The sequence below is a fragment of the Paraburkholderia sp. BR14312 genome, assembly GCF_040948675.1.
GTDB lineage: Bacteria > Pseudomonadota > Gammaproteobacteria > Burkholderiales > Burkholderiaceae > Paraburkholderia > Paraburkholderia nodosa_A.
In genome coordinates this window covers 98,997-121,250 of the sequence record NZ_JBFPKI010000001.1, presented here as the reverse complement: position 1 = coordinate 121,250, position 22,254 = coordinate 98,997, and the positions used below count along the sequence as shown (strand labels likewise).

Below are 22,254 nucleotides of genomic sequence, written 5' to 3'. Positions count from 1 at the left end.
CCTTCCAGCTGTAACCGGGATGCGCGACCGAGCGAACTAAGAGGCAGTCCTGTCGTTCTGGAGACAGATCATGTCCGTTCGGCTCGTTGCTATTGCGTTCTTTTTTCTCGTCGCGCCCGTCGTGGCCTCAGCCAGGCCGGTCGTGGTCGAGCTGTTCACCTCGGAAGGGTGCTCCTCGTGTCCGCCCGCGGATGCCTACCTGTCTGAGCTATCTCGCGAGCGCCGGGAGGTGCTTCCCCTCGCATTTCATGTGACGTACTGGGACGGCCTGGGCTGGCGCGACCCCTACTCGCTGGAAGCCGCCACGCAGCGCCAGGCCGAGTACAGCGCGCGTTTTGGTGAGAGCGCCTACACGCCCGAAATGGTGATCGACGGCCAGAAGGGACTGGTGGGTTCGAATCGACGTGCAGCCGAGGCGGCGATCGCGATCGCGCAGAAAGCGGATGAAGCAGGGGTGGATGTGAGTGGTGTGCGGCACGGCGGGACGTTATCAGTCATGGTGGGACGCGGCACCGGCCACGGTCGGGTCTTGCTGGTTGGCTATGACACCGGGCATGTCACCGAGGTCGGGCGAGGCGAAAACACGGGGCGTACGCTCAGGGAGGCCAACGTCGTTCGCTCGATACAGGCCGTCGGCGAATGGACCGGCGCGCCGTTGAAACTCGAGCCTCCTTCGCCGGCCGGTGAGCAGGCGGCAATCCTGATCCAGTCGACGGATGGTGCGATCATCGGCGCGGCGCGAGTGACCAACGGTGCGCCTTGAGCCGGCGGGAATGGTGCTAACAGGTCTTTCCATCGCCATTACTAAGGTGTGCTTTGTATATCGTCGAACGACGCTATGAGGGCAGAAGGAGTGCGCAGTGCAGTGGCAGTTCCCCTAACGAAGTCGTGTCTACCAGGCAAGGAGTTCGTCATGTCATTTGTCACGTTCGCTTCATCGTTTCCTTTGCGGACCATCGCGTTCGCCGCAGCGCTGGGATTCGCTTCAAGCAGCTTTGCGCAAGCCGCTTCCGAGGCCGATCCGCCCGGGGCCGTCTACGTCATGTCGAACCAGCCTTCCGGAAACTCGGTTCTCGTCTATGCTCGAGCCACAAACGGAACACTGACCTACGCGGCTACCTACCAAACCGGCGGAAAAGGAGCGGGCACGGGCGCCGATCCGTTGGGCTCGCAGGGCGCGCTGACGTTGGACTCGGGCTTTCTGCTTGCGGTGAATGCCGGCAGCAATGATGTTTCACTTTTCGCAATCGATGGCAGCAAACTGACGCTGCTCGACAGAAAGCCGTCGGGCGGTCAGATGCCCGTCAGCGTGACGGTCAAGGGGCCGATCGCGTATGTGCTCAACGCCGGCGGCACGCCGAACATTAGCGGCTATTTTGTCGACGCACTCGGCAAGCGCCTCGTTGCGTTACCCGGCTCGCAACGGCCGCTTGCCGGCGGAACCGCCGCCCAGCCGGCGCAAGTCAGGTTCGCACCGGAAGGCAATGAATTGCTGGTGACCGAAAAGGGCACGCAACTCATTGACACGTATTCTGTCGGCTTTACCGGCTACGCCTCGACATCGACCCCTCATGCCTCGAACGGCGTTACGCCGTTCGGCTTTTCCATCACGACACGCGGATATGCAATCGTCTCCGAGGCCGGGTCCGGTTCCGTTTCCTCATACGAAGTCGAAGACGGCAAACATCTCGAGTCGATCAGCGCGGCGATCCCGCTGGGCCAGGCCGCTCCTTGCTGGCTTGTCACGACCGGCGACGGACGTTTCGCCTTTACTGCCAATGCCGGTAGCGGCACGATCAGCAGTCTGCGCATTGCCGCGGACGGGAAGATCAACCTGCTCAATGCCGCTGCTGGTACGCTCAGCGCTCCGCTCGACATGGCGCTCAGCAGTCGGAGCAAATTCCTCTATGTGCGGGAAGGCAACGGCGCCGTAAGCGGCTTTCGCGTGATGCCCGACGGCACGCTCGAACCGATTGGTTCGGTGACCGGCGTACCGCCCGGAGCCCAGGGGATCGCGGCGCGCTAGCAGCGCGCAAGTCACGTCTGATCAAAGAGACGTTATAGAGGAGGTTTTCGAAATCCTCGCATTCGCTTGATTCTCTATGCAACTGGTTGCATTATCGACCTCGCCGTCATACAACCAGTTGCATAAACATGACCAATCACTATCCCCATCTTCTGCGCCCACTCGACCTGGGCTTCACGACCTTGAAGAACCGCGTGCTGATGGGCTCCATGCACGTCGGTCTGGAGGAAGCGCCGAACGGCTTCGAACGTATGGCCGCGTTCTATGCGGAGCGCGCGCGTGGCGAAGTTGGGTTGATCGTGACCGGCGGCATCGCGCCGAACGAACGCGCGCGCCCCATGCATGGCGGCGCGATGTTGACGACAGAGGGGGAAGCCGAGCGGCACCGTACGATTACGCGCGCCGTTCACGCGGAAGGCGGCAAGATCGCGATGCAGATCCTGCATTTCGGCCGCTACTCGTACCAGCCGATGCTGGTCGCGCCCAGTGCGCTGCAAGCCCCCATCAATCCGTTCACCCCTCACGCGCTGAGTGACGACGAGGTTGAAGAAACCATCGACGATTTCGTCCGCTGCGCAGCCCTCGCGCAACATGCCGGCTACGACGGCGTGGAGATCATGGGCTCCGAGGGCTACCTCATCAACGAATTCATCGCGATGCGCACCAATCATCGCACTGACCGCTGGGGCGGCAGTTACGAGAACCGCATACGTTTCGCGGTGGAGATCGTGCGCCGCGTGCGCGAGCGCGTCGGCCGCAATTTCATCATCATCTACCGGCTTTCGATGCTCGATCTGGTCGAGGGCGGCTCGACGCTGGAGGAAGTCATCCAGCTCGCACAGGCTATCGAGCAGGCGGGCGCCAGCATCATCAATACGGGCATCGGCTGGCACGAGGCGCGCATTCCCACCATCGCCACCAAGGTGCCGCGCGGCGCCTGGGCCTGGGTCACGCAGCAACTAATGGGGAAGGTCGCGGTGCCGCTCGTCGCCACCAATCGCATCAACACGCCCGAGCTCGCCGAACAGCTGCTCGCCGACGGCGCGTGCGACATGGTGTCGATGGCGCGCCCATTCCTCGCCGATGCCGAATTCGTGCGCAAGGCTCGCGAGGGCCGCGCCGACGAGATCAATACCTGCATCGGCTGCAATCAGGCTTGTCTCGACCATACTTTTGCTGGCAAGGTCACGTCCTGCCTCGTCAATCCGCGGGCCTGTCACGAGACGGAAATCGTCATCCGGCCCGCCGCGCAGCCAAAGCGTGTGGCGATCGTGGGTGCGGGTCCGGCCGGTCTCGCCTGCGCGGTGACCGCGGCCAGCCGCGGTCATGCCGTTACGCTCTTCGAGGCCAGCACCGAGATCGGCGGCCAGTTCAATATCGCCAAAAAAGTGCCGGGCAAGGAAGAGTTCAATGAAACGCTGCGCTACTTCCGCCGCCAGATCGAATTGACGGGCGTCGAGCTTCGCCTCGGCACGCGTGCGAGCGCCGAAGCGCTGATGCAGGAGGGCTTCGATGAGGTGGTCGTGGCAACCGGCGTTCTGCCGCGCGAGCTGCGCATCGAAGGCGCCAGCCACGCCAAGGTGCTGGGGTATCTGGACGTGCTGCGCGACGGCAAGCCGGTGGGATCTGACGTCGCCATTGTGGGGGCTGGCGGAATCGGCTTCGACGTGGCCGAGTACCTCGTGCATGAAGGCGAGTCCGCGAGTCTCGATCCGCAAAAATTCTTCGCCGAATGGGGCGTCGATACGAACTATGCCGAACGCGGTGGATTGCGTCGGGCGGTCGTGAGTCCGGCGGCTCGCAGCGTGCATCTGCTGCAACGCAGGCGCTCGAAGGTTGGCGAGAACCTTGGCAAGACGACAGGATGGATTCACCGGACGGCCTTGAAGGCGCGCGGCGTCGGCATGTCCTCCTCGGTGGAATATCAGCGCATCGACGACGATGGGCTGCACGTGAGCATCGACGGTGTGCCGCAAATCCTCGCTGTCGAGAACGTCGTGGTTTGCGCAGGACAGGAGCCGCTGCGCGAGCTGGCGGACCAGTTGCTGGCCGCCGGCCGCAAGGTGCACGTGATCGGTGGTGCTGCCGAGGCTGCCGAACTCGACGCCAAGCGGGCCATCCATGAGGGCACCACGCTTGCCGCTTCGTTGTGAGCGCGCTGCGTTTTCCCCAGGACCTGAAAACGGACCCGATATGACTGACGCCATACTCAATCTTTCTCCCGCTGTCGCGCGGTCCCTCGCGATCTGGCATGAGCTCGTGGACAGCAAGGATCTCAGCCGGCTGGAGTCCATCGTGCATCCGGAGGCCGTTTTTCGCTCGCCGATGGCGTTCAAGCCCTACGGTCCCGCGCCCGCCTTGCTGATGGCGCTGCGTACGGTGATCACCATTTTCGGGGACTTTACCTATCATAGGCAGTTCAGCAGTGCCGACGGGCTGAACGTCGTGCTTGAGTTCAGCGCGACCGTGCAGGACAAGCAGCTCAAAGGCATCGACATGATCCGCTTCGATGATGCGGGCCTCATCGTCGAGTTCGAAGTGATGATCCGGCCGTTCAATGCATTGCAGGTACTGGGTGCCGAGATGGGCGCGCGTCTGGCTCATGTTCTCCCCGCGTATAAAGCCGCGAGCCATCCATGAACGATCAATACTTTCGCCTCAGTAACGAAGCCGGCATCGCGCATCTTCAATTGAACCGTCCCGACCGGCTCAATGTAATGGACCTCGCGTTTTATACGGGCCTGCGCGAAATGGTGCAGGCACTCGATGCGAGTGGCGAGGTCCGCGTGCTCGTCATCAGTTCGACGGGCAAGCACTTTTCGGCCGGTATGGATTTCGAGGTGTTCGCCAACATAGCGAACGACTTCGACACCCGCAGTCCACGCAAACGCCTCGCTTTTCAGCGCGCTCTCGCAGATCTGATGGACTGCTTCGACGTGCTCGACAAGGCACGTTTCCCCGTTATCTGCGCCGTGCAGGGCGGGTGCATCGGAGGCGGCCTCGACCTTGCCGCTGCTTGCGACATTCGCGTCTGCACGGCGGACGCCTTCTTCTGCCTGCAGGAAACGCAGATCGGCATGGTGGCCGATCTGGGCGTGCTGCAACGCCTGCCCAAACTCATTCCTGCGGGCGTCGCGCGCCAGATGGCGTACACCAGCGAGCGTTTGAGCGCCGAACGGGCGCTCGCCGTGGGGCTCGTCAATGCCGTGCTGCCCGACGCCGATGCGCTCCAGCACCATGCGATGGAGCTGGCCCGCAGCATCGCATCGAAATCGCCGCTGGCTGTGGCGGGGAGCAAGACGGCGATGAACTTCGCCCGCGACCACGCAACCGCGGAGTCGCTGCAGCACATGGCCCTGCTTCAGAGCGCCATATTCGATACGGCGGACCTCTCCGAAGCCATCGCAGGCTGGCAGGCCAGGCGTGACCCGCGCTTCGATGGCTTGCCGCCGTTGCCTGACTGATCTCCCGCTCTCGCACTACGTCTGCCTATACTGGACTTCGTAAGTCAGTCACGCGAACCAGTACTGAAGAAGAGGCGCGTCATGTCGAGAACAAGCAAAACTCTGCTCGTCCGAATCGCATTGATCTGCGTGTGCAGCTGCCTCGCGAACGCCTCACGCGCGCAGGTGACGCGAATGGAGGTCATCCCGATTCCGTCCGTGACGCTCACGGACCAGGAATTTCTGAGCGGGCGCGAGGATGGCAAACCTGTTACGGTGGCTGGCGAACTTCGGCTTCCCCGAAACGGTACTGACCGGCTTCCGCTCGTCATCCTGCTGCATGCGTCCGGCGGAATCGGCAGCAGCATCACCGACTGGGAGGAGTATTTTCTATCGCTCGGTGTCGCGACTTTCGTAATCGACAGCTTCTCCGGCCGAGGTATCGTCAACACGATCAACGATCAAGCGCAACTCGGCCGCCTGGCACAGACCGAGGATGCCTATCGCGCCATTGCGACGCTTTCGAAGCACCCGAGAATCGACCCGAACCGGATCATGCTCATGGGCTTCTCGCGTGGAGGGCAAAACGCGCTCTATGCAAGCCTGAGCCGGTTCCAGAAGATGCACGCCCAACCCGGCACCCAGTTCGCGGCGTTCGTCGCTTTCTATCCCGACTGTACCTCCACGTATCTCGAAGACGAGGATGTCGTTGGCAAACCTGTGCGTATTTTCCAGGGGACTGCAGACAACTACAATCCCGTCGCGCCATGCCGTGCCTATGTGGGCCGTCTGAGAACGAAACTGCATGACGTCCAGTTGATCGAGTACGCCGGCGCCAGTCACTTCTTTGACGCGCGAGCGCTCAGGCAACCCCAGCAGCTATCGCAGGCACAGACCACACGAAACTGCCGGACGGTCGAGGTCGAAAACGGACTGCTCGTCGACGCCACAACGAAGCAACCGTTTAGTTATAGCGATGCGTGTATCGAGCGCGGGACAACCATCGCATACGACGAGAACGCGGCGGCCAGTGCCAAAGAAGCCGTCGGCGGAATCGTCAGGGCCGTGCTGAAGCCATAGGTTCACTGTGACCGGGTCGAAGGCCGGGAGCTTCGCCAGTCCCGAAACGGCATTTCACATCGGGCGACGAAAGGCCGTGGCGCAAGCCCGTACTGCCGTCGGCCGCATAGAATTCGCGCGGTTTGGGTTCGAACCGCGATACGAATGGCCCGTCGCAGTGCCCGAAACGGGTGCGCCGCGACGCATATTAGTGCACGTTGTTACCGGCGCAGGGCGAAGAAACGCCTTCCACGCCACAAAGCCGTGCCTGGGTTCATTGGCACGCTTCTCGCTTTAAGGAGTGGGCAAGGAGCCGGCGCAGCATCCGGTTCAGACAATCTGGAAATGGACAGCTAGGGTTCCGGCCTGCTTCTCGCAGGTGCTGGTCCGAGAGCTGGCGACCTCAGGCGAGGTTACACGGCGGGATAAAAGCCCGGGAGAGAACGCGATGTTTGCGCTGCTCCCTGCCGTTGCTAACCGTCCCTTTCGAGGTCAACCTCATGCGCAAGCTCGTTCGCTGTCTTGGCATCGCCGCCGTCTCCCTCGCCACCTTCGCTTCAAGTTCCGTGTTCGCTGCGGGCCGCAGCGACTTCAAGGTTTGCTGGACCATCTACGCCGGCTGGATGCCGTGGGGCCAGGCAAAAACCCAGGGCATCATCTCTAAGTGGGCCACGAAGTACGGCATCAAGATCGATGTCGTCCAGCTGAACGACTACGTCGAATCCATCAATCAGTACACGGCTGGCAAGTTCGACGGCTGCGCAATGACCAACATGGACGCGCTCACCATCCCGGCTTCGGGCGGCGTCGATTCGACTGCGCTGATCGTGAGCGATTACTCGAACGGCAACGACGGCGTGCTCATGAAGGGCAAGGGCAGGCAGATCGCCGACCTGAAAGGCCAGCAGGTCAATCTCGTGCAGTTCTCGGTCTCTCACTACCTGCTCGCGCGCGCTTTGGAAAGCGCCCATATGAGCGAGCGCGATCTCAAGGTCGTGAACACATCCGACGCCGATATCTCGGGCGCATTCGCGACGCCGACTGTTCACAACGCGGTGACGTGGAACCCGATGCTCGCCGATCTGAAGGCGCAGCCGAACGTTACCGAAGTCTTCGATTCGAGCAAGATTCCCGGCGAAATCATGGACATGATGGTCGTCAACACGAAGACGCTGCAAGAGAACCCGGTGCTCGGCAAGGCGCTGACGGGCGCATGGTTCGAAATGGTTGCGCTGATGCACAGCAATTCGGCGGCGAGCACCAGCGCGCTGACGTCGATGGCGAAGGCCTCCGGTACCGACCTTGAGAACTTCAAGGGGCAGCTGTCGACCACCGCGCTCTTTTACACACCTCAGGCGGCAGTCGCTTTCGTCACGAGCCCGGACATGCCGAAGATCATGACGCGCGTCGCGAAGTTCTCCTTTGACCACGGTCTGCTCGGCCAGGATGCAAAGAGCGCGGATTCCGTGGGCATGGCATTCGACAAGAATGTGATCGTCGGCGACAAGAACAACGTCAAGCTGCGTTTCGACCCGAGCTACGTCGAGATGGCGGCCGCGGGCAAGCTCTGAGACTGATTTCGAAGCCACAACCAGGCGGTCACCATGCGACTCATCAATCGATATCCGAGCCGGATCGGCAGCATGATGCTGCTCCTGCTGCCGTTCGTCGTGCTGTTTGCCGTGTATTTCACGGGATCTGCGCAGCGGCTCAAGCTCAATCCCGATGACAAGCTGCTTCCGAGCGCGGCGCAAATGAGCGATGCCGTGAGATTGGTCGCATTCACCGAAGACAAGCGCACGGGTGAATATCTGTTGTGGGACGACACGCTGTCGAGCTTGCGACGACTGGGTATCGGTCTCGTCGTAAGCGCGGTGATTGCGCTGGTGGCCGCTATCGCAACCGGCTCGTTTCCGCTCGTCAGCGCAACGCTCTCGCCATTCATCACCGTCGTCTCGATGGTGCCTCCACTGGCCGTGCTGCCGATTCTTTTCATCGTCTTCGGGCTCGATGAGCTATCGAAGGTCGTGCTCATCGTTTTCGGCATCACGCCGATGATCATTCGGGACCTGCATGCCCGTGCCCGCGAGATACCCGCCGAGCTGTGGGTCAAGGCGCAGACGTTGGGGGCCACGAGCTGGACGGTGATTCTGCGTCTGGTTTTGCCCCAACTCCTGCCGCGCCTGCTGGTGGCGATGCGGCTTTCGCTCGGAGCTGCATGGCTCTTTCTCATCGCCGCCGAAGCGATCGCATCGACGGACGGCCTGGGCTATCGCATCTTCCTCGTGCGCCGCTACCTCTCCATGGATCTGATTCTGCCGTACGTCGCCTGGATCACGCTGCTCGCGTGGCTCACCGATGAACTGCTTCGCCGCATCACGCAGTGGTCCTTCCCCTGGTACGGCGGAGGTGGGCGATGATCGAAGTCCGTAATGTATGGAAAGAGTACGGCGACCAGGTGGTTCTGGAACGTTTGAATCTGACGATCCAGGAGGGCGAGTTCTGTTCGATGGTCGGCGCTTCCGGCTGCGGAAAGTCGACGTTTTTGCGGCTGCTGCTGGGTCAGGAGCAAGTGACGCGCGGCGAGATCCTGCTGGACGGTCAACCGCTGCCGGGCGAGCCGGATGCCCATCGTGGCGTGGTGTTTCAACGCTACTCGGTGTTCGAGCACCTGAGCGTATTGCGCAACGTGATGCTGGGACTGGAGCTTCCGAAAGCGAAGCTCACGGGCAGACTCTTCGGGGCGCAGCGGCGCGCCGCGCGAGACGAGGCGGCCGCCATGCTCGAGCGGGTGGGGCTCGGTGCGGCCTTGAACAAGTACCCGCAGCAACTCTCCGGCGGTATGCAACAACGCCTCGCCATTGCGCAGGCCTTGATGATGAAGCCACGCGTCCTGCTGCTCGACGAGCCGTTTGGCGCACTCGACCCCGGTATCCGCAAGGACATGCACACGCTGCTCTCGGACCTGTGGCGCGAAGCGAAGCTGACCATTTTCATGGTTACGCATGACCTCAAAGAGGGCTTCACGTTGGGAAGCCGTGTGCTGGTTTTCGACAAGGTCCGCGTGGACCCCCAGGCGCCGGGTGCCTACGGAGCCCGTGTCACCTACAACATTCCACTCGACCGCAGCCGCGAATCGGTGTCCGCCGTGCATCTGGCGCGCGCGGCGGTTCAAGGCGCGTCCAGCATCGAAGCGGTCTCATGAAGGGAACTCGAACATGAAGTTATTGCTTGAAGAAACCGTACCGGGCGGGGGCCATACCTCGCTCATCGTGAAGCGCGGGCAATCGCTGCGCGTGACCGACCTGCACGGTGGCGCCAATGTCAGCGTGATGATGGTCAATGCAACGGAGAAGAGCGAGCGACTGAACCTCCCCGATTCGCTGAAGTGCCAGCACACTGCAAAGCTCACGACGGGGCACTGCCTGTACTCCGATATGGGGCGTGTTCTCGCTGCCATCGTCGACGACACATGCGGGTGGCACGACAGCATCGGTGGCGTCACGAACGCCGACGAGGTCACGGCGCGGTACGGTGCTGGCCGTTATCAGGAACTGCGCAACGCGTTCTACCGGAATGGCACGGACAACTTGCTCGTCGAGATGGGCAAGTGGGGCCTCGAGATCTCAGACCTGCTGATGACGCTCAATCTTTTCAGCCGCGTTGATGTCACGAGCGAAGGAGAGCTCAATTTCGTGAGCCACAACTCGAAGGCCGGCGACTACGTCGAACTGTATGCGCCGATGAACACGCTGGTCGTGCTCACCGCGATTCAGCACCCGCTCGACCCGAACCCTGAATATGCGCCCAAAGCGGTGAAACTCGAATTGAGCGAGGCGCAGCCTGGCGTGGCTGAAGTGTGCCGTACCGCATGCGAGGAAAACGTGCGCGGCTTTATCAACACAGAGCGATTCTTTCTTTGAGCGGAGGCCACTTCATGATGAGCACGCTTGTCGTCAGCGACAAACAGCCCGAGAGCGCGGTCTACCGCGAGACGGTGGCCGCGGGTGAGCCCTGGCTTCACGAAGTGAAGGCGGGCCAGACACTGCGCATCGTCGATCTGGAGGGCAACCAGGCGGTCGATACGCTGTTCTACAGCCTCGCTGATCCGCGCGAGCGCTTTGACCCACAACGCACGCTGCGTCGGCAGAAGAGGCTCTACCTGACGGCCGGCTCGGTGTTGTACTCGAATCTCGGCAATCCGATGCTGACCGTCGTTGCCGATACCTGCGGACGCCACGATACGCTCGGCGGTGCCTGCGCACAGGAGAGCAACACCGTGCGCTATGCGCTGGGAAAGCGCTATATGCACAGCTGCCGCGACAACTTCCTGCGCGCTTGCGCGCATGACGGCCGCCTCTCGAAGCAGGACATCGGCGCGAACGTCAACTTCTTCATGAATGTGCCCGTGACGGCGGAAGGGGGCCTCACCTTCGAAGACGGCATTTCCGCACCGGGGAAGTACGTCGAGCTGCGTGCCGAGATGGACGTGATCGTGCTGATTTCCAACTGCCCCCAGTTGAACAATCCGTGCAACGCCTACAACCCGACGCCCGCGGAGCTGCTGATATGGGACTGAAGCATCTCCGCAGCTGGATCTCGTTCGCCATGCTCGTGCGCGCGGGACGTCATTTCACGCTCACGCGCGAAGCGCTGACTCAGGCAGATCGCTGACGCGAATACGGCCGTGGACGACCGCGGCTCGCATCTCCCACGGCGGGACGGCCCGCCTCTGAATCAAGATTCCTTCCATGTTCGAGAAGATTCTTATCGCCAATCGTGGCGCTATCGCGTGCCGGATTCTCAGAACGCTGCGCGAACTCGATGTCACCGGAGTCTCCGTTTTTGCGGAGGCGGATAGAGCGAGCCGTCATGTAAGCGAGGCTCCCGTCGCGCACTGCCTGGGCGACGGGCCCGCGGCAATGACCTATCTCGAGACGAAAAAAATCCTCGAGATCGCTCGCCGCGAGGGCGTGCAGGCCATTCATCCCGGGTATGGATTCCTCTCCGAGAACGCCGCCTTTGGCGAGGCTTGCGAAGCGGCAGGGATTGCATTCATCGGGCCCACGCCCGCGCAGTTGCGCGCCTTCGGCCTGAAGCACACGGCGCGCGAAATCGCGGAGAAGGAGGGCGTGCCGATGCTCAGGGGCACCGGCTTGCTCGGTGACCTGATGGCGGGGCTGGAAGCGGCGGAAGTCATCGGCTATCCGGTGATGTTGAAGAGCACGGCCGGCGGCGGTGGTATCGGCATGCGTGTGTGCTGGAATGCAGCCGAACTCAGTGCGCATTTCGATGCCGTGAAGCGGCTCGGTGAAAACAATTTCAGCGACTCCGGCGTTTTCCTCGAAAAGTACATCGAGCGGGCGCGACATCTTGAAGTGCAGGTCTTCGGAGACGGCACGGGCGATGCCATCGCACTCGGCGTGCGCGACTGCTCTGTGCAGCGGCGCAACCAGAAAGTGCTCGAGGAAACGCCCGCGCCGTGCTTGCCGGACGGGATTTCCGAGGCACTCTGTGCGGCTGCCGTGAAGCTCGCGAAGGCGGTGGACTATCGCTCCGCCGGCACCGTCGAGTTCGTGTACGACAGCGCCGCCGAGCAGTTCTACTTCCTCGAAGTCAACACGCGCCTGCAGGTGGAGCACGGCGTAACGGAGCAGGTGTGGGGTGTCGACCTCGTGCGCTGGATGATCGAGCTGGCAGCGGGCACGCTCGAGCCGTTGCATGAACTCGCAGCGAAGCTGACGCCGCGCGGCCATGCGATTCAGGCGCGGCTCTATGCAGAAGACCCCGGCCGGGACTTCAAGCCCAGCCCCGGCCTGCTGACCGACGTCGCGTTCCCGCCAGCCGACGGTCGCGCGCTACGTATCGACACGTGGATCGAAGCCGGCTGCGAAGTGCCGCCGTACTTCGACCCCATGCTCGCCAAGGTGATTGCCTGGTCCCCGACTCGCGACGAGGCGCGCAGCGCGCTCAAGGACGCGCTCCAGGACACGTGCATTTACGGCGTGGAGACGAACCGCGACTATCTGCGTCAGATCCTGGACGACAAGCCGTTTGCATCGGGCGAACCATGGACCCGGTGCCTCGAGGGACTCAAGTACGAGGCCAGTACGGTCGAAGTCGTCAGCGGCGGTACGCAGACGACGGTCCAGGATTTCCCCGGCCGTCTCGGATACTGGGCAGTCGGCATTCCGCCTTCGGGGCCGATGGATGATCGCGCCATGCGGCTGGGCAACCGCCTGCTTGGCAACGCCCCCGATGCCGCCGCGCTCGAAATCACGATGAGCGGCCCGACGCTGCGTTTCAATACCGACGCGGTCGTTGCCATCACGGGGGCGGACATTCCCGTACTGCTCGGCGACGTCAAGCAACCGTTGAATACGAGCCTCTTTGTCCCGGCAGGCTCGACGTTGTCGCTCGGCACCATTCGCGGCGCCGGCGCACGCGCTTATCTGTGCGTACGCGGCGGCCTGGACGTCGGCGTGTATCTCGGCAGCCGCAGCACCTTCACGCTCGGTCAGTTCGGCGGGCATGGCGGGCGCGCAATACGCGCAGGTGACGTACTTCACCTCTATCCGCTCGAGAATCCGCAGTTTGGCAAGACGCTGAATGCCGTGCCGAAGCTCGAAGACGTGCGGAGCCTCCGCGTGATCTATGGTCCGCACGGCGCGCCAGAGTACTTCAGCTCGCGCTACATCGAAAGGTTTCTGGAGACGGATTGGGAAGTTCACTTCAACTCGAGCCGTACCGGTGTGCGCCTGATCGGGCCGAAGCCGGAATGGGCTCGCGAAGACGGCGGCGAGGCCGGGCTGCACCCGTCGAATATTCACGATAATCCCTATGCGGTCGGCGCCATCGATTTCACGGGCGACATGCCCGTGATTCTCGGCCCCGATGGACCGAGTCTTGGCGGCTTCGTCTGTCCGGTGACCATCATCGAGGCCGACCTCTGGCACATCGGGCAACTGAAGGCCGGCGACAAGATCCGCTTCGTTCCGGTGGAGGTAGAAGAGGCGCGTGAAGCCGCACGTCAACGCGCCCGCGAACTGGAAAGCCTGGAGGTCGAGTCGAACGCGCCGACTAGCAGACGCTCGTCCCTGACCTCGCCCATCGTGCTCGACCTGGGTTCGGGCGGCGAGCGGCTCGTTGCGCGCGTGTCCGGTGACACGCATCTGCTGCTCGAGATTGGGCCCGCCGAGCTGGACCTCGTCTCGCGCTTTCGTGGACACGCGCTCATGCAGTCTCTCGAGGCCATGGCGCTTCCCGGCGTCGTCGATCTGACGCCTGGCATCCGTTCCCTCCAGATTCACTATCGACCGGAGCAACTGGCGCTCGCGCAATTGCTGGATGTCGTACGTCAGGCGTGGGAGCAGGTCTTGCTGAAGAAGGATTTGCGCGTGCCGTCGCGGATCGTGCACATTCCGCTCTCCTGGGATGACCCGGCGTGCCAGCTTGCGATTGAAAAATACATGACCACGGTGCGCAAAGATGCGCCGTGGTGCCCGAGCAACCTCGAGTTCATTCGCCGGATCAACGACCTCGAATCCATCGATGCCGTCAAAGAGATCGTGTTCGACGCGAGCTATCTCGTGATGGGTCTCGGTGACGTCTACCTGGGTGCACCCGTTGCGACACCGCTCGATCCGCGTCATCGCCTCGTGACGACCAAATACAACCCGGCCCGTACGTGGACCGCGGAGAACTCGGTCGGCATCGGCGGCGCGTATCTGTGCGTGTACGGCATGGAAGGGCCCGGCGGCTATCAATTCGTCGGGCGCACGCTGCAGATGTGGAATCGCTATCGCAAGGTCGCGAATTTCGCCGGTCAGCACTATTTGCTGCGCTTCTTCGACCAGATTCGCTTCTACGAAGTGTCGGCCGACGAATTGCTTCGCATCCGCGCCGATTTTCCGCTTGGGCGTTATCCGTTGAAGATCGAAGAGTCGGAACTCTCGCTGCCGGATTATCAAGCGTTTCTCGAGAGCGAAGCCGACAGCATCGGCAAGTTTCGTTCGCGACAGCAGGCGGCCTTCCAGGCCGAGCGCGAGCGTTGGCGCGAAGCGGGCACCCCTGAAGAGGCAATCGAGGCACCGGACGCGGAGGACGCCCAAGTGGCTCCGTTGGAAGACGGGCAGGTCGCCGTGGACTGTGAAATCGCCGGCAGCCTCTGGCAGGTGAAGGTGAAGACGGGAGACGTCGTTGCCGCGGGCGACGTATTGCTCATTGTGGAGTCGATGAAGATGGAGATTTCGGTGTTCGCCTCCTGTGCGGGGACCGTCGGCGATATTTACGTGGCCCCTGGCTCGCCCGTGCGCGCGGGGCAGCGAGTCGCAGTCATTGAACGCCACTAAATACAAGGACAGAAAACCATGCCGACATTCGATCTGCGGCTTTCCACGCTTCGCAGCGCGTATCGTGACGGGCGCCTCACGCCGCGCACGCTCGTGACTGAACTGCTCGGAAAAGCGAACGCGCTGAATCCGGAGTTCAATCTCTTCATTCATCTACTGACCGAAAGCGAAGTCGCGCCATACCTCGACTGGCTCGAGAAGCAGGACTTCGAGCGTCTGCCGTTGTACGGCGTCCCGTTCGCGATCAAGGACAACATCGATCTTGCAGGAGTCCAAACGACCGCCGCGTGCCCCGGCTTTGCGTACATGCCAAAGGAGTCCGCGGCGCTCGTCAGCCAGCTGATTTCGCTTGGCGCCATCCCGATCGGGAAGACCAATCTCGACCAGTTCGCGACGGGTCTGAACGGCACGCGTTCGCCATACGGCAAATGCCGCAACAGCGTGCATCCTGACTACCCGTCGGGTGGTTCCAGCGCGGGTTCATCGCTTGCCGTTGCATTGGGCGTGGCGAGTTTCGCGCTCGGTACCGACACGGCGGGGTCGGGACGTGTGCCTGCCGGCCTGAACAATCTCATCGGACTCAAGCCGACCAAAGGCATCCTGTCGACGGCGGGTGTCGTCCCGGCCTGCCGCACACTCGATTGCGTGACCTACTTCACGGCAACGGCCGGCGAGGCCAGTGAGCTTCTCTCATTGACCGCACAAACCGACGCTCGCGATGCATACAGTCGCAGAAACCCGCAATGGAACTCGGCAAGCGCGTTCGGCAAGCCCACGTCGTTCCGGTTCGGGGTTCCGGCGCGTCTTGAATTCGCGGGATGCGCTGAGAGTCCGGAATTGTTCGCAAGCGCGCGTGCGCGTCTGGAAGCAGCAGGCGGCGAGGCAGTGGAGATCGATTTCGAGCCCTTTGTCGAGGCCGCGAATCTCCTTTATCAGGGCCCGTGGGTTGCGGAACGCTACAGCGTGGCCGGCGAGTTGATGTCAGCGACGCCAGACGCCGTGCTTCCCGTTATTCGGAACGTGCTGGCCAAGGCACCGGGCGCGACGGCGGTCGAACTGTTTCGCGCGCAGTATCGTCTGCAGGCGTTGAAGGCGATCTGCGATGCGGTGCTCGATTCATTGGACTTCGTGCTGACGCCGACGTATCCGCGCCCTGTGACGCTCGCTGAACTGGAGAAGGACCCGATTGGGCCGAACTCATTGCTCGGCTACTACACGAACTTCATGAATCTGCTGGATTACGCGGCCGTCGCCACGCCGACAGCGTTCATGAAGAACGGGCTCCCGTGGGGCGTGACGGTCTTTGGCCGCGCGTTCACCGACCAGTATCTGCTGGGGGTCGCCGATGTGTTGCAGACGGCGAGTGGCATCGAATGTGTTGGCGGAAGCCGCCCGGAGCCTTCCGCCAGGCGAGTCGCGGCCAACGACCGGATTCGCGTCGCGGTGTGCGGTGCTCACATGCAAGGGCTGCCGTTGAACAAGGACCTGGTTTCGCGAGGCGCGCGACGCATGCAGGTAACGCATACGGCTGCCCATTATCGGCTGGCCGCGCTGCCGCCTTCCGCGGACGGCACCCGACGCCCGGGATTGTGGCGAGTTGCCGGGAACGGCTCCGAGATCGCGGTCGAAGTCTGGGACATGCCGAGCGTCGAGTTAGGCTCGTTCATGGCAACCGTGCCGTCTCCGCTGGTGCTGGGGAAGGTCGAATTGTCGGACGGCTCGTGGGTGACCGGCTTCTTGTGCGAACCCTATGGCGTGAAGTCGGGAACCGATATCTCCGAATTCGGCGGATGGCGTGCATGGCTCGCGAGCGAGCGCTAGCCCGATTGACCCTGCGAGATGGAACGCTCGTCGCGACATCCAGTGCACAACCTGTGTGCCAACGCCAGCGCCAGTCGTGCCCCGACCTCGGCGTTGTGTTTCACGATCGCGATGTTCGTGGCCAGACTGCGTCCACCCGTGAGTGCCGTGATGCGAGACAGAAGGAAGGGCGTCACGGCCTTCCCTGTGATGCCTTGTGCGCTGGCCTCAGTCAGCGCCTGCTGAGTCAGCGCGTCGATCTCTGCAGACGGCATCGCTGATGCCTCCGGCACCGGCGTGCTCAACACTACGCCGCCCTCGAGGCCCAGGTTCCACTTGGTGCGGATGAAGCGCGCCTGGTCCGCTGCGTCGTCCAGCCGGAAGTCCGCGCGAAAGCCGCTATCGCGCGTGTAGAACGCCGCGAAATTATCCTGCCCGCAACTGAGCACCGGCACGCCGTAAGTCTCCAGGTATTCCAGTGTGAGCCCGATGTCCAGGACGGACTTCGCACCGGCACACACCACCGCCACCGAGGTCTTTGCCAATTCCTGCAGGTCGGCCGAGATGTCGAAGGTTTCCTGCGCGCCCCGGTGCACGCCGCCAATGCCTCCCGTGACGAAGACCTCGATGCCGGCCAGCGCGGCACATATCATCGTGCCAGCCACTGTCGTGGCACCGACCCCGCCGGCGGCCAGCACGGCCGGCAGGTCGCGGCGGCTAACCTTGTGTACATGCTCCGAGCGGCCGAGCAGTTCCAGTTCGTCGTCAGCAAGTCCGATGTGAATTCGCCCCCCGATCAGTGCAATCGTCGCGGGTTCGGCTCCCATCGCGCGGACCAGGGCCTCCACTTCGCGCGCAGTGCGAATATTCTCCGGATAGGGCATGCCGTGAGCGATGATGCTCGACTCGAGCGCGACAAGCGGGCGGCCGGCGGCCTTTGCAGCGGCTACAGCCGCGCTGAACGTCAACCAGGAGTGTGCGAGGTCGGCAACCATGTCTTTGGGCCTTCGGGTATCGTGGACTCGAGTATGCCGCATGGGGACGCTTCACAGCGCATCGCTCGCCCGATCCACGTGCTCCAGACGAACGATCGGGCAGTCCGGGTTGCGGATAGATCCTGACCGGCGCATTGTTCACGTGAATCGAACTGAGGCTCGCTTTCGCGTGCCGATCCATTTGACAGGCGTCGTCATGTTGCAGGAACGTTTTCTCTACTTTCCCAGGCGGCTGAGCATAACGACTGGCCTGGCCACGTCGACGATAGCTGGTGGCGGGAGGCGATCGGCTTCCTGCTCGAACCTTCCGGATCGGAATGGATGAGAACCCGCCCGATCCCGCCCCAGTGCGAACGCTTCTACATCCTCGACGCGAAGAACAGGCCTGTTGAGGTGTTCGACCGCAGCGAGTGGTCGCGCTGGATGGCCGAAAACGAATTGATCTTTCGCCGCACGCTGCTCGAAGAGTCCGGCGTGACGGTCACGACGCGATTTCGCGGTGTGACTGACGCGCGGACCGCCGAGCCCGCGCTCTTCGTGACGCGCATCGCCGGAATGCAAGCGCGAAAAGACAACGAGAGCTTTGGCGCAAGCACGCTCGGTGAGGCGCTCGAGTTGCACGAACGCATCGTGCAGAAGATCCTTCGGCTACTGACCGGGCGGTGATCGGCGTGCCCTGATCGTTGGCAAGCTTTTTGCGAGTGAGTCGGCGTATCCGCTTCCCGGTCATCTTCACCGACTGCCCATCAAACGTCGGGAAGTGCGCCGGATCTTTGCCTATCCTTCCAGTGTGAGAGTGGCCTGATGCCAGGCTTGCGATTGCAGGGGGAAGGATATGCATGTTCGGACGGGTTTTGTCGGGTGCGTAGGCGACACGCCGCTGATCAGGCTCGCTCGTCTCAGCGACGAAACCGGCTGCGAGATTCTCGGTAAGGCCGAATTCATGAACCCGGGTGGTTCGGTGAAGGACCGGGCGGCGCTGTCCATTATTCTGGACGCCGAGCAGCGTGGCGAACTTAGGCCCGGCGGCACGGTAGTGGAAGGGACTGCGGGCAATACCGGCATCGGCCTTGCCCATATTTGCGCGGCTCGCGGCTATCGCTGTGTCATCGTTATTCCCGAGACGCAGTCGCCCGCGAAAATGGAACTGTTGCGCGTCCTGGGTGCGGAAGTCCACCCGGTACCGGCCGCACCCTACAAGGACCCGAACAACTACCAGAAGATCGCCGGAAGGCTCGCGGAGGAACTGGACGACGCGATCTGGGCGAACCAGTTCGACAACCTTGCCAATCGCAAGGCTCACTACGAGAGCACCGGCCCAGAAATCTGGCGCGATACCGCTGGCACGGTCGATGCGTTCGTCAGCGCGACCGGTACTGGCGGCACCCTCGCCGGGGTGGCCCGCTTCCTGAAGGAGAAGAACCGCGATCTGTGGATCGTTCTCGCCGACCCGTACGGCAGCGGCTTGTACAGTTACGTGAAGACGGGCGAGATTCACGCGGAAGGCAGCTCGATTACCGAGGGGATCGGCTCCAGCCGCCTTACCGCGAACCTCGACGGCACGCCGATCGATGACGCTTATCAGATCGACGACCAGTCATGCGTCACCATGGTCTACCGATTGCTGCGCGAAGAAGGGCTCTATGTCGGCGGTTCGACAGGCATCAACGTCGCGGCTGCTGTCAGGCTTGCCCGGGAGATGGGGCCGGGGCATACGATCGTCACACTGCTGTGCGACGGCGGCGAGTTGTACCGCTCCCGCCTTTTCAATCTGGACTGGTTGAAACAAAGGGGCCTGGTCCCGGCGTAGACTGCCCGTCAAGTCTGGCGTCACCCATGTTCCCCTTGTGTTTATCTCGTGAGGAGGTCAAATGAGCACCAAGGACAAAGGCAACGTGCGCGCATTCGTGCAGACGGCCGAGCAGATCGGCGGTTGGGTGTGGGTTATCTCGCTCGTCGATTTCGATGCGCGCGAAGTGCGGCGCTCGCTCGTCGCCGAAGAGCCCTTTGCGACGGAGCGCGCAGCGAAAGACGCGGGCTACGCCCGTCTCGAAGCGCTCGCACACGATCAGTAGCTGCGCAGGGAGAGTCCCCATGGCCAGTCCACGAGGTGCACCGGCGTTCGATGTAACCGTCGACGCCGGCAGTTATCGTGTCGCGCGTCCTGAAAACCCGCAACAGGTTATCGAACTACTGCGCGAACACAAGATTCAGATCGTCGACCTCAAATTCACGGATCTACCCGGTCTCTGGCAGCACTTTTCGATCACGCTGCCCGAGGTGCACGAAGACCTCTTTGCCAACGGGATCGGTTTCGACGGTTCGTCGATCCGCGGATTTCAGGAAATTCAGGAATCCGACATGCTTCTCAAGCCGGATCCCACGACCACGTTCATCGATCACGTGAGCGAAACGCCCACACTCTCGATGATCTGCGACGTGATCGATCCGGTGTTGCATCAGCCGTACTCGCGCGACCCGCGCTACATCGCGAAGAAGGCCGAAGCCTACCTGAAGCAGACCGGCATGGCGACGACGTGCTATTTCGGGCCCGAGCTCGAGTTCTTCATATTCGATTCGATCCGTTTTGGCCAGGATGCCCATAGCGGCTACTTCTTTGTCGAATCTGCCGAAGGGGACTGGAATTCGGGCCGCGACGAAGGCGCGTATGGCGGCGGCAACCTCGGTTACAAGCCTCGCTTCAAGGAAGGATATTTCCCGGCGCCGCCGCACGACACACTGCAGGACATCCGCTCGACGATCGTGTTGTTGCTTCAACAGGCCGGCGTGCAGGTGGAAGTGCATCACCACGAGGTGGCGACAGCGGGGCAGAACGAAATCGACATGCGGTTTTCCACGCTTACGCGGATGGCCGACAACGTCATGATCTACAAGTACATCTGCAAGAACGTCGCGCGCCAGAACGGCAAGGTGGCGACGTTTATGCCGAAGCCGCTCTTCGCCGACAATGCGAGCGGCATGCACTGCCATCAAAGCCTGTGGAAGGACGACGAGAATCTGTTCTACGATGCGCATGGCTGGGCGCTTACGTCTGACATGTGTCGATGGTATATCGGCGGCCTGCTTAAGCATGCGCCAGCGCTGATGGCGTTCTGCGCTCCGACCACGAACTCCTACAAGCGCCTCGTGCCCGGATATGAAGCGCCGGTGAATCTGGCGATGTCACAACGCAACCGCTCGGCGGCCGCGCGCATTCCGATGTACTCCGATTCGCCGAACGCGCGGCGCGTCGAGTTCCGGTGTCCCGATCCGTCGGCCAATGCGTATCTCGCCTTCTCAGCGATGCTGATGGCCGGGCTCGACGGCATCGAAAACAGGACAGACCCAGGCGATCCGCTTGACGTCAACATTTACGACCTGCCGCCCGAGAAAGCGAAGGACGTCCGTCAGGTGCCGGGTTCGCTCGACGAATCGCTGAATGCGCTCGAGGCCGACAACGAGTTTTTGCGCAGAGGCGATGTCTTCACTGAAGATGTCATCGATACGTGGCTTGAGTACAAGCGCAAGCATGAGATCGACGCAATCAGGCTGCGTCCGCATCCGTGGGAGTTTTATTTGTACTTCGACGTCTGATCACACTGCAACGCTGAGGGGAAGGGTGGGCGCAATAACTATAATGAATTGGGCGGCGCCCGCCTCGCGTGACGCGTTTTGTACTGCGGGGCATCGAGGTGGCTGCTTCGTTCCCCTTTGCGCGAGGCAAATCATGCAACGCCCTGATGCGATCCTCAAGCAGGTGATGGCGGCGTTCGAACACGAATCGCACCTGAAACTCCACAATTGCCCCATTCACATCAGCCGCGATAGCGGTGCCTTGACGGTTGCAGGCGAAGTGCCGGACATAGCGTCCAAGAAGCGGTTTATTCAGTTGACCCGGACTTACAGCGACGGCGAACCCCTCATTGACCGACTGCGCGTCAGCGCTGAGCCGCCGATTGGCGACGGCGAGTTGCGCACGCGGATCTGCGAACGGATTTTGCGAACGGTGGAGTTCCGCAACTGTGTGATATGTGCGCGCGTGAAAGACCAGCTCGAAATGCTGCGCGGCACCATGGACCAGGCCGGCGAGGAGGGCGGCGGCGTTGTGGAGGTCACCGTGGAAGGTGGCCTCGTGCCGTTGACGGGCCAGGTGATGAGCCTGTCGCATCGACGGCTCGCAAGCGTGATCGCGTGGTGGGTCGGCGGGTGCCGGGACGTGACGAATCTGCTGGAGTTGGTGCCGGCCGAAGCGGACGGCGACGAAGAGATTCACGAGGCCCTCGCTCTCGTGCTCGAATCCGATCCGCGCGTTCACGCTGAACAAATCACAATCAACGTGGAGAGCAAGCGGATTACGCTTGCGGGGCGTGTAGCGACCGAAGCTGAGAGGCGCCGGGCAGAGATGGATGCGTGGTGTCTGGACACCGTAGGAGGTGTGGTCAACCGGATCGAGGTGCGCGCCTGAGTGTGAGTCGTCGCCATCGCGAATTTCCCCGGCATCGGGCGATCACAGGATCTGATAGCCGCATGGTGGCTGTGCGCGTACCTGCCGGTTATGGCGCCGCTCTCACTGCTGGGCA

General features: G+C 62.3%; 19 protein-coding genes and 1 riboswitch. Of the genes, 18 read left to right on the top strand and 1 reads right to left on the bottom strand.

All coding sequences use genetic code 11. The features are described from left to right. Nucleotides 1-70 precede the first annotated feature (70 nt). The 13 genes from AB3X98_RS00480 (at nt 71) to atzF (ending at nt 16,700) form a co-directional block, all read left to right on the top strand. Entirely contained in the window at nt 71-763 is a 693-nt protein-coding gene (locus tag AB3X98_RS00480; RefSeq protein ID WP_069262101.1) for a thioredoxin family protein, read from the top strand. Between the two features lie 150 nt (nt 764-913). Next, nucleotides 914-2,026: a beta-propeller fold lactonase family protein gene (locus tag AB3X98_RS00475; RefSeq protein WP_069262100.1), complete on the top strand. Its 1,113-nt coding sequence runs from the start codon at nt 914-916 to the stop codon at nt 2,024-2,026. A gap of 128 nt (nt 2,027-2,154) precedes the next feature. After that, nucleotides 2,155-4,179: an FAD-dependent oxidoreductase gene (locus AB3X98_RS00470; protein ID WP_368603141.1), complete on the top strand. Its 2,025-nt coding sequence runs from the start codon at nt 2,155-2,157 to the stop codon at nt 4,177-4,179. Between the two features lie 40 nt (nt 4,180-4,219). Continuing rightward, nucleotides 4,220-4,666: a nuclear transport factor 2 family protein gene (locus tag AB3X98_RS00465; protein ID WP_368603140.1), complete on the top strand. Its 447-nt coding sequence runs from the start codon at nt 4,220-4,222 to the stop codon at nt 4,664-4,666. Next, a complete protein-coding gene (locus tag AB3X98_RS00460; protein ID WP_368603139.1) occupies nt 4,663-5,490 on the top strand; it encodes an enoyl-CoA hydratase-related protein in 828 nt (275 codons plus the stop codon). The genes AB3X98_RS00465 and AB3X98_RS00460 overlap by 4 nt, the downstream gene beginning before the upstream one ends. A gap of 174 nt (nt 5,491-5,664) precedes the next feature. Then, entirely contained in the window at nt 5,665-6,549 is an 885-nt protein-coding gene (locus AB3X98_RS00455) for a dienelactone hydrolase family protein (protein ID WP_368603138.1), read from the top strand. Nucleotides 6,550-6,870: 321 nt separating this feature from the next. Then, a riboswitch (guanidine-I (ykkC/yxkD leader) is annotated at nt 6,871-6,970 on the top strand. Between the two features lie 58 nt (nt 6,971-7,028). Continuing rightward, nucleotides 7,029-8,099 carry a putative urea ABC transporter substrate-binding protein gene (locus AB3X98_RS00450; RefSeq protein ID WP_368603137.1) on the top strand — a complete coding sequence of 357 codons (1,071 nt, stop codon included), beginning with the start codon at nt 7,029-7,031 and terminating at the stop codon, nt 8,097-8,099. Between the two features lie 33 nt (nt 8,100-8,132). Beyond that, nucleotides 8,133-8,948 (top strand): ABC transporter permease, encoded by an 816-nt coding sequence (locus AB3X98_RS00445; protein ID WP_368603136.1) that lies wholly within the window; start codon nt 8,133-8,135, stop codon nt 8,946-8,948. Further along, the gene (locus tag AB3X98_RS00440) at nt 8,945-9,733 is read left to right on the top strand and encodes an ABC transporter ATP-binding protein (protein WP_368603135.1); all 789 of its coding nucleotides are present in this window, start codon (nt 8,945-8,947) and stop codon (nt 9,731-9,733) included. Before AB3X98_RS00445 ends, AB3X98_RS00440 begins: the two co-directional genes overlap by 4 nt. 13 nt (nt 9,734-9,746) lie before the next feature. After that, on the top strand, nt 9,747-10,451 hold the full coding sequence (locus AB3X98_RS00435) for an urea amidolyase associated protein UAAP1 (protein ID WP_069262092.1): 705 nt from the start codon (nt 9,747-9,749) through the stop codon (nt 10,449-10,451). A gap of 14 nt (nt 10,452-10,465) precedes the next feature. Further along, the gene (locus AB3X98_RS00430; protein ID WP_069262091.1) at nt 10,466-11,107 is read left to right on the top strand and encodes an urea amidolyase associated protein UAAP2; all 642 of its coding nucleotides are present in this window, start codon (nt 10,466-10,468) and stop codon (nt 11,105-11,107) included. Between the two features lie 172 nt (nt 11,108-11,279). Continuing rightward, nucleotides 11,280-14,879, top strand: coding sequence for an urea carboxylase (gene uca, locus AB3X98_RS00425; RefSeq protein WP_368603134.1), 3,600 nt, complete (start codon nt 11,280-11,282; stop codon nt 14,877-14,879). 18 nt (nt 14,880-14,897) lie between these two features. Then, nucleotides 14,898-16,700: an allophanate hydrolase gene (gene atzF / locus AB3X98_RS00420; RefSeq protein WP_368603133.1), complete on the top strand. Its 1,803-nt coding sequence runs from the start codon at nt 14,898-14,900 to the stop codon at nt 16,698-16,700. Here the strand turns inward: atzF and AB3X98_RS00415 are convergent. Beyond that, nucleotides 16,697-17,674: a pseudouridine-5'-phosphate glycosidase gene (locus AB3X98_RS00415; RefSeq protein WP_368603132.1), complete on the bottom strand. Its 978-nt coding sequence runs from the start codon at nt 17,672-17,674 to the stop codon at nt 16,697-16,699. The genes atzF and AB3X98_RS00415 overlap by 4 nt on opposite strands. Nucleotides 17,675-17,995: 321 nt before the next feature. Here AB3X98_RS00415 and AB3X98_RS00410 point away from each other — a divergent pair, with 321 nt between their 5' ends. The 5 genes from AB3X98_RS00410 to AB3X98_RS00390 all read left to right on the top strand — a co-directional run bounded on the left by AB3X98_RS00410 (nt 17,996) and on the right by AB3X98_RS00390 (nt 22,139). Beyond that, entirely contained in the window at nt 17,996-18,340 is a 345-nt protein-coding gene (locus tag AB3X98_RS00410) for a hypothetical protein (protein WP_069262087.1), read from the top strand. A 169-nt stretch (nt 18,341-18,509) separates the two neighbouring features. Further along, nucleotides 18,510-19,484, top strand: a complete 975-nt coding sequence (locus tag AB3X98_RS00405) for a cysteine synthase A (protein ID WP_368603131.1) — start codon at nt 18,510-18,512, stop codon at nt 19,482-19,484. A 61-nt stretch (nt 19,485-19,545) separates the two neighbouring features. Then, nucleotides 19,546-19,749, top strand: coding sequence for a hypothetical protein (locus AB3X98_RS00400; protein WP_069262085.1), 204 nt, complete (start codon nt 19,546-19,548; stop codon nt 19,747-19,749). A 19-nt stretch (nt 19,750-19,768) separates the two neighbouring features. Further along, on the top strand, nt 19,769-21,268 hold the full coding sequence (gene glnA / locus AB3X98_RS00395; RefSeq protein WP_368603130.1) for a type I glutamate--ammonia ligase: 1,500 nt from the start codon (nt 19,769-19,771) through the stop codon (nt 21,266-21,268). 133 nt (nt 21,269-21,401) lie between these two features. Continuing rightward, entirely contained in the window at nt 21,402-22,139 is a 738-nt protein-coding gene (locus tag AB3X98_RS00390; RefSeq protein ID WP_368603129.1) for a BON domain-containing protein, read from the top strand. Nucleotides 22,140-22,254: the final 115 nt, after the last annotated feature.

Bases quoted from the DNA above. Each gene is read 5' to 3' on its own strand.
- atzF (WP_368603133.1), top strand. From the start codon at position 14,898: ATGCCGACATTCGATCTGCGGCTTTCCACGCTTCGCAGCGCGTATCGT.
- AB3X98_RS00455 (WP_368603138.1), top strand. From the start codon at position 5,665: ATGGAGGTCATCCCGATTCCGTCCGTGACGCTCACGGACCAGGAATTT.
- AB3X98_RS00430 (WP_069262091.1), top strand. From the start codon at position 10,466: ATGATGAGCACGCTTGTCGTCAGCGACAAACAGCCCGAGAGCGCGGTC.
- uca (WP_368603134.1), top strand. From the start codon at position 11,280: ATGTTCGAGAAGATTCTTATCGCCAATCGTGGCGCTATCGCGTGCCGG.
- AB3X98_RS00400 (WP_069262085.1), top strand. From the start codon at position 19,546: ATGAGCACCAAGGACAAAGGCAACGTGCGCGCATTCGTGCAGACGGCC.
- AB3X98_RS00415 (WP_368603132.1), bottom strand. From the start codon at position 17,674: ATGGTTGCCGACCTCGCACACTCCTGGTTGACGTTCAGCGCGGCTGTA.
- AB3X98_RS00445 (WP_368603136.1), top strand. From the start codon at position 8,133: ATGCGACTCATCAATCGATATCCGAGCCGGATCGGCAGCATGATGCTG.
- AB3X98_RS00440 (WP_368603135.1), top strand. From the start codon at position 8,945: ATGATCGAAGTCCGTAATGTATGGAAAGAGTACGGCGACCAGGTGGTT.
- AB3X98_RS00410 (WP_069262087.1), top strand. From the start codon at position 17,996: ATGAGAACCCGCCCGATCCCGCCCCAGTGCGAACGCTTCTACATCCTC.
- glnA (WP_368603130.1), top strand. From the start codon at position 19,769: ATGGCCAGTCCACGAGGTGCACCGGCGTTCGATGTAACCGTCGACGCC.
- AB3X98_RS00470 (WP_368603141.1), top strand. From the start codon at position 2,155: ATGACCAATCACTATCCCCATCTTCTGCGCCCACTCGACCTGGGCTTC.
- AB3X98_RS00450 (WP_368603137.1), top strand. From the start codon at position 7,029: ATGCGCAAGCTCGTTCGCTGTCTTGGCATCGCCGCCGTCTCCCTCGCC.
- AB3X98_RS00390 (WP_368603129.1), top strand. From the start codon at position 21,402: ATGCAACGCCCTGATGCGATCCTCAAGCAGGTGATGGCGGCGTTCGAA.
- AB3X98_RS00480 (WP_069262101.1), top strand. From the start codon at position 71: ATGTCCGTTCGGCTCGTTGCTATTGCGTTCTTTTTTCTCGTCGCGCCC.
- AB3X98_RS00475 (WP_069262100.1), top strand. From the start codon at position 914: ATGTCATTTGTCACGTTCGCTTCATCGTTTCCTTTGCGGACCATCGCG.
- AB3X98_RS00460 (WP_368603139.1), top strand. From the start codon at position 4,663: ATGAACGATCAATACTTTCGCCTCAGTAACGAAGCCGGCATCGCGCAT.
- AB3X98_RS00465 (WP_368603140.1), top strand. From the start codon at position 4,220: ATGACTGACGCCATACTCAATCTTTCTCCCGCTGTCGCGCGGTCCCTC.
- AB3X98_RS00435 (WP_069262092.1), top strand. From the start codon at position 9,747: ATGAAGTTATTGCTTGAAGAAACCGTACCGGGCGGGGGCCATACCTCG.
- AB3X98_RS00405 (WP_368603131.1), top strand. From the start codon at position 18,510: ATGCATGTTCGGACGGGTTTTGTCGGGTGCGTAGGCGACACGCCGCTG.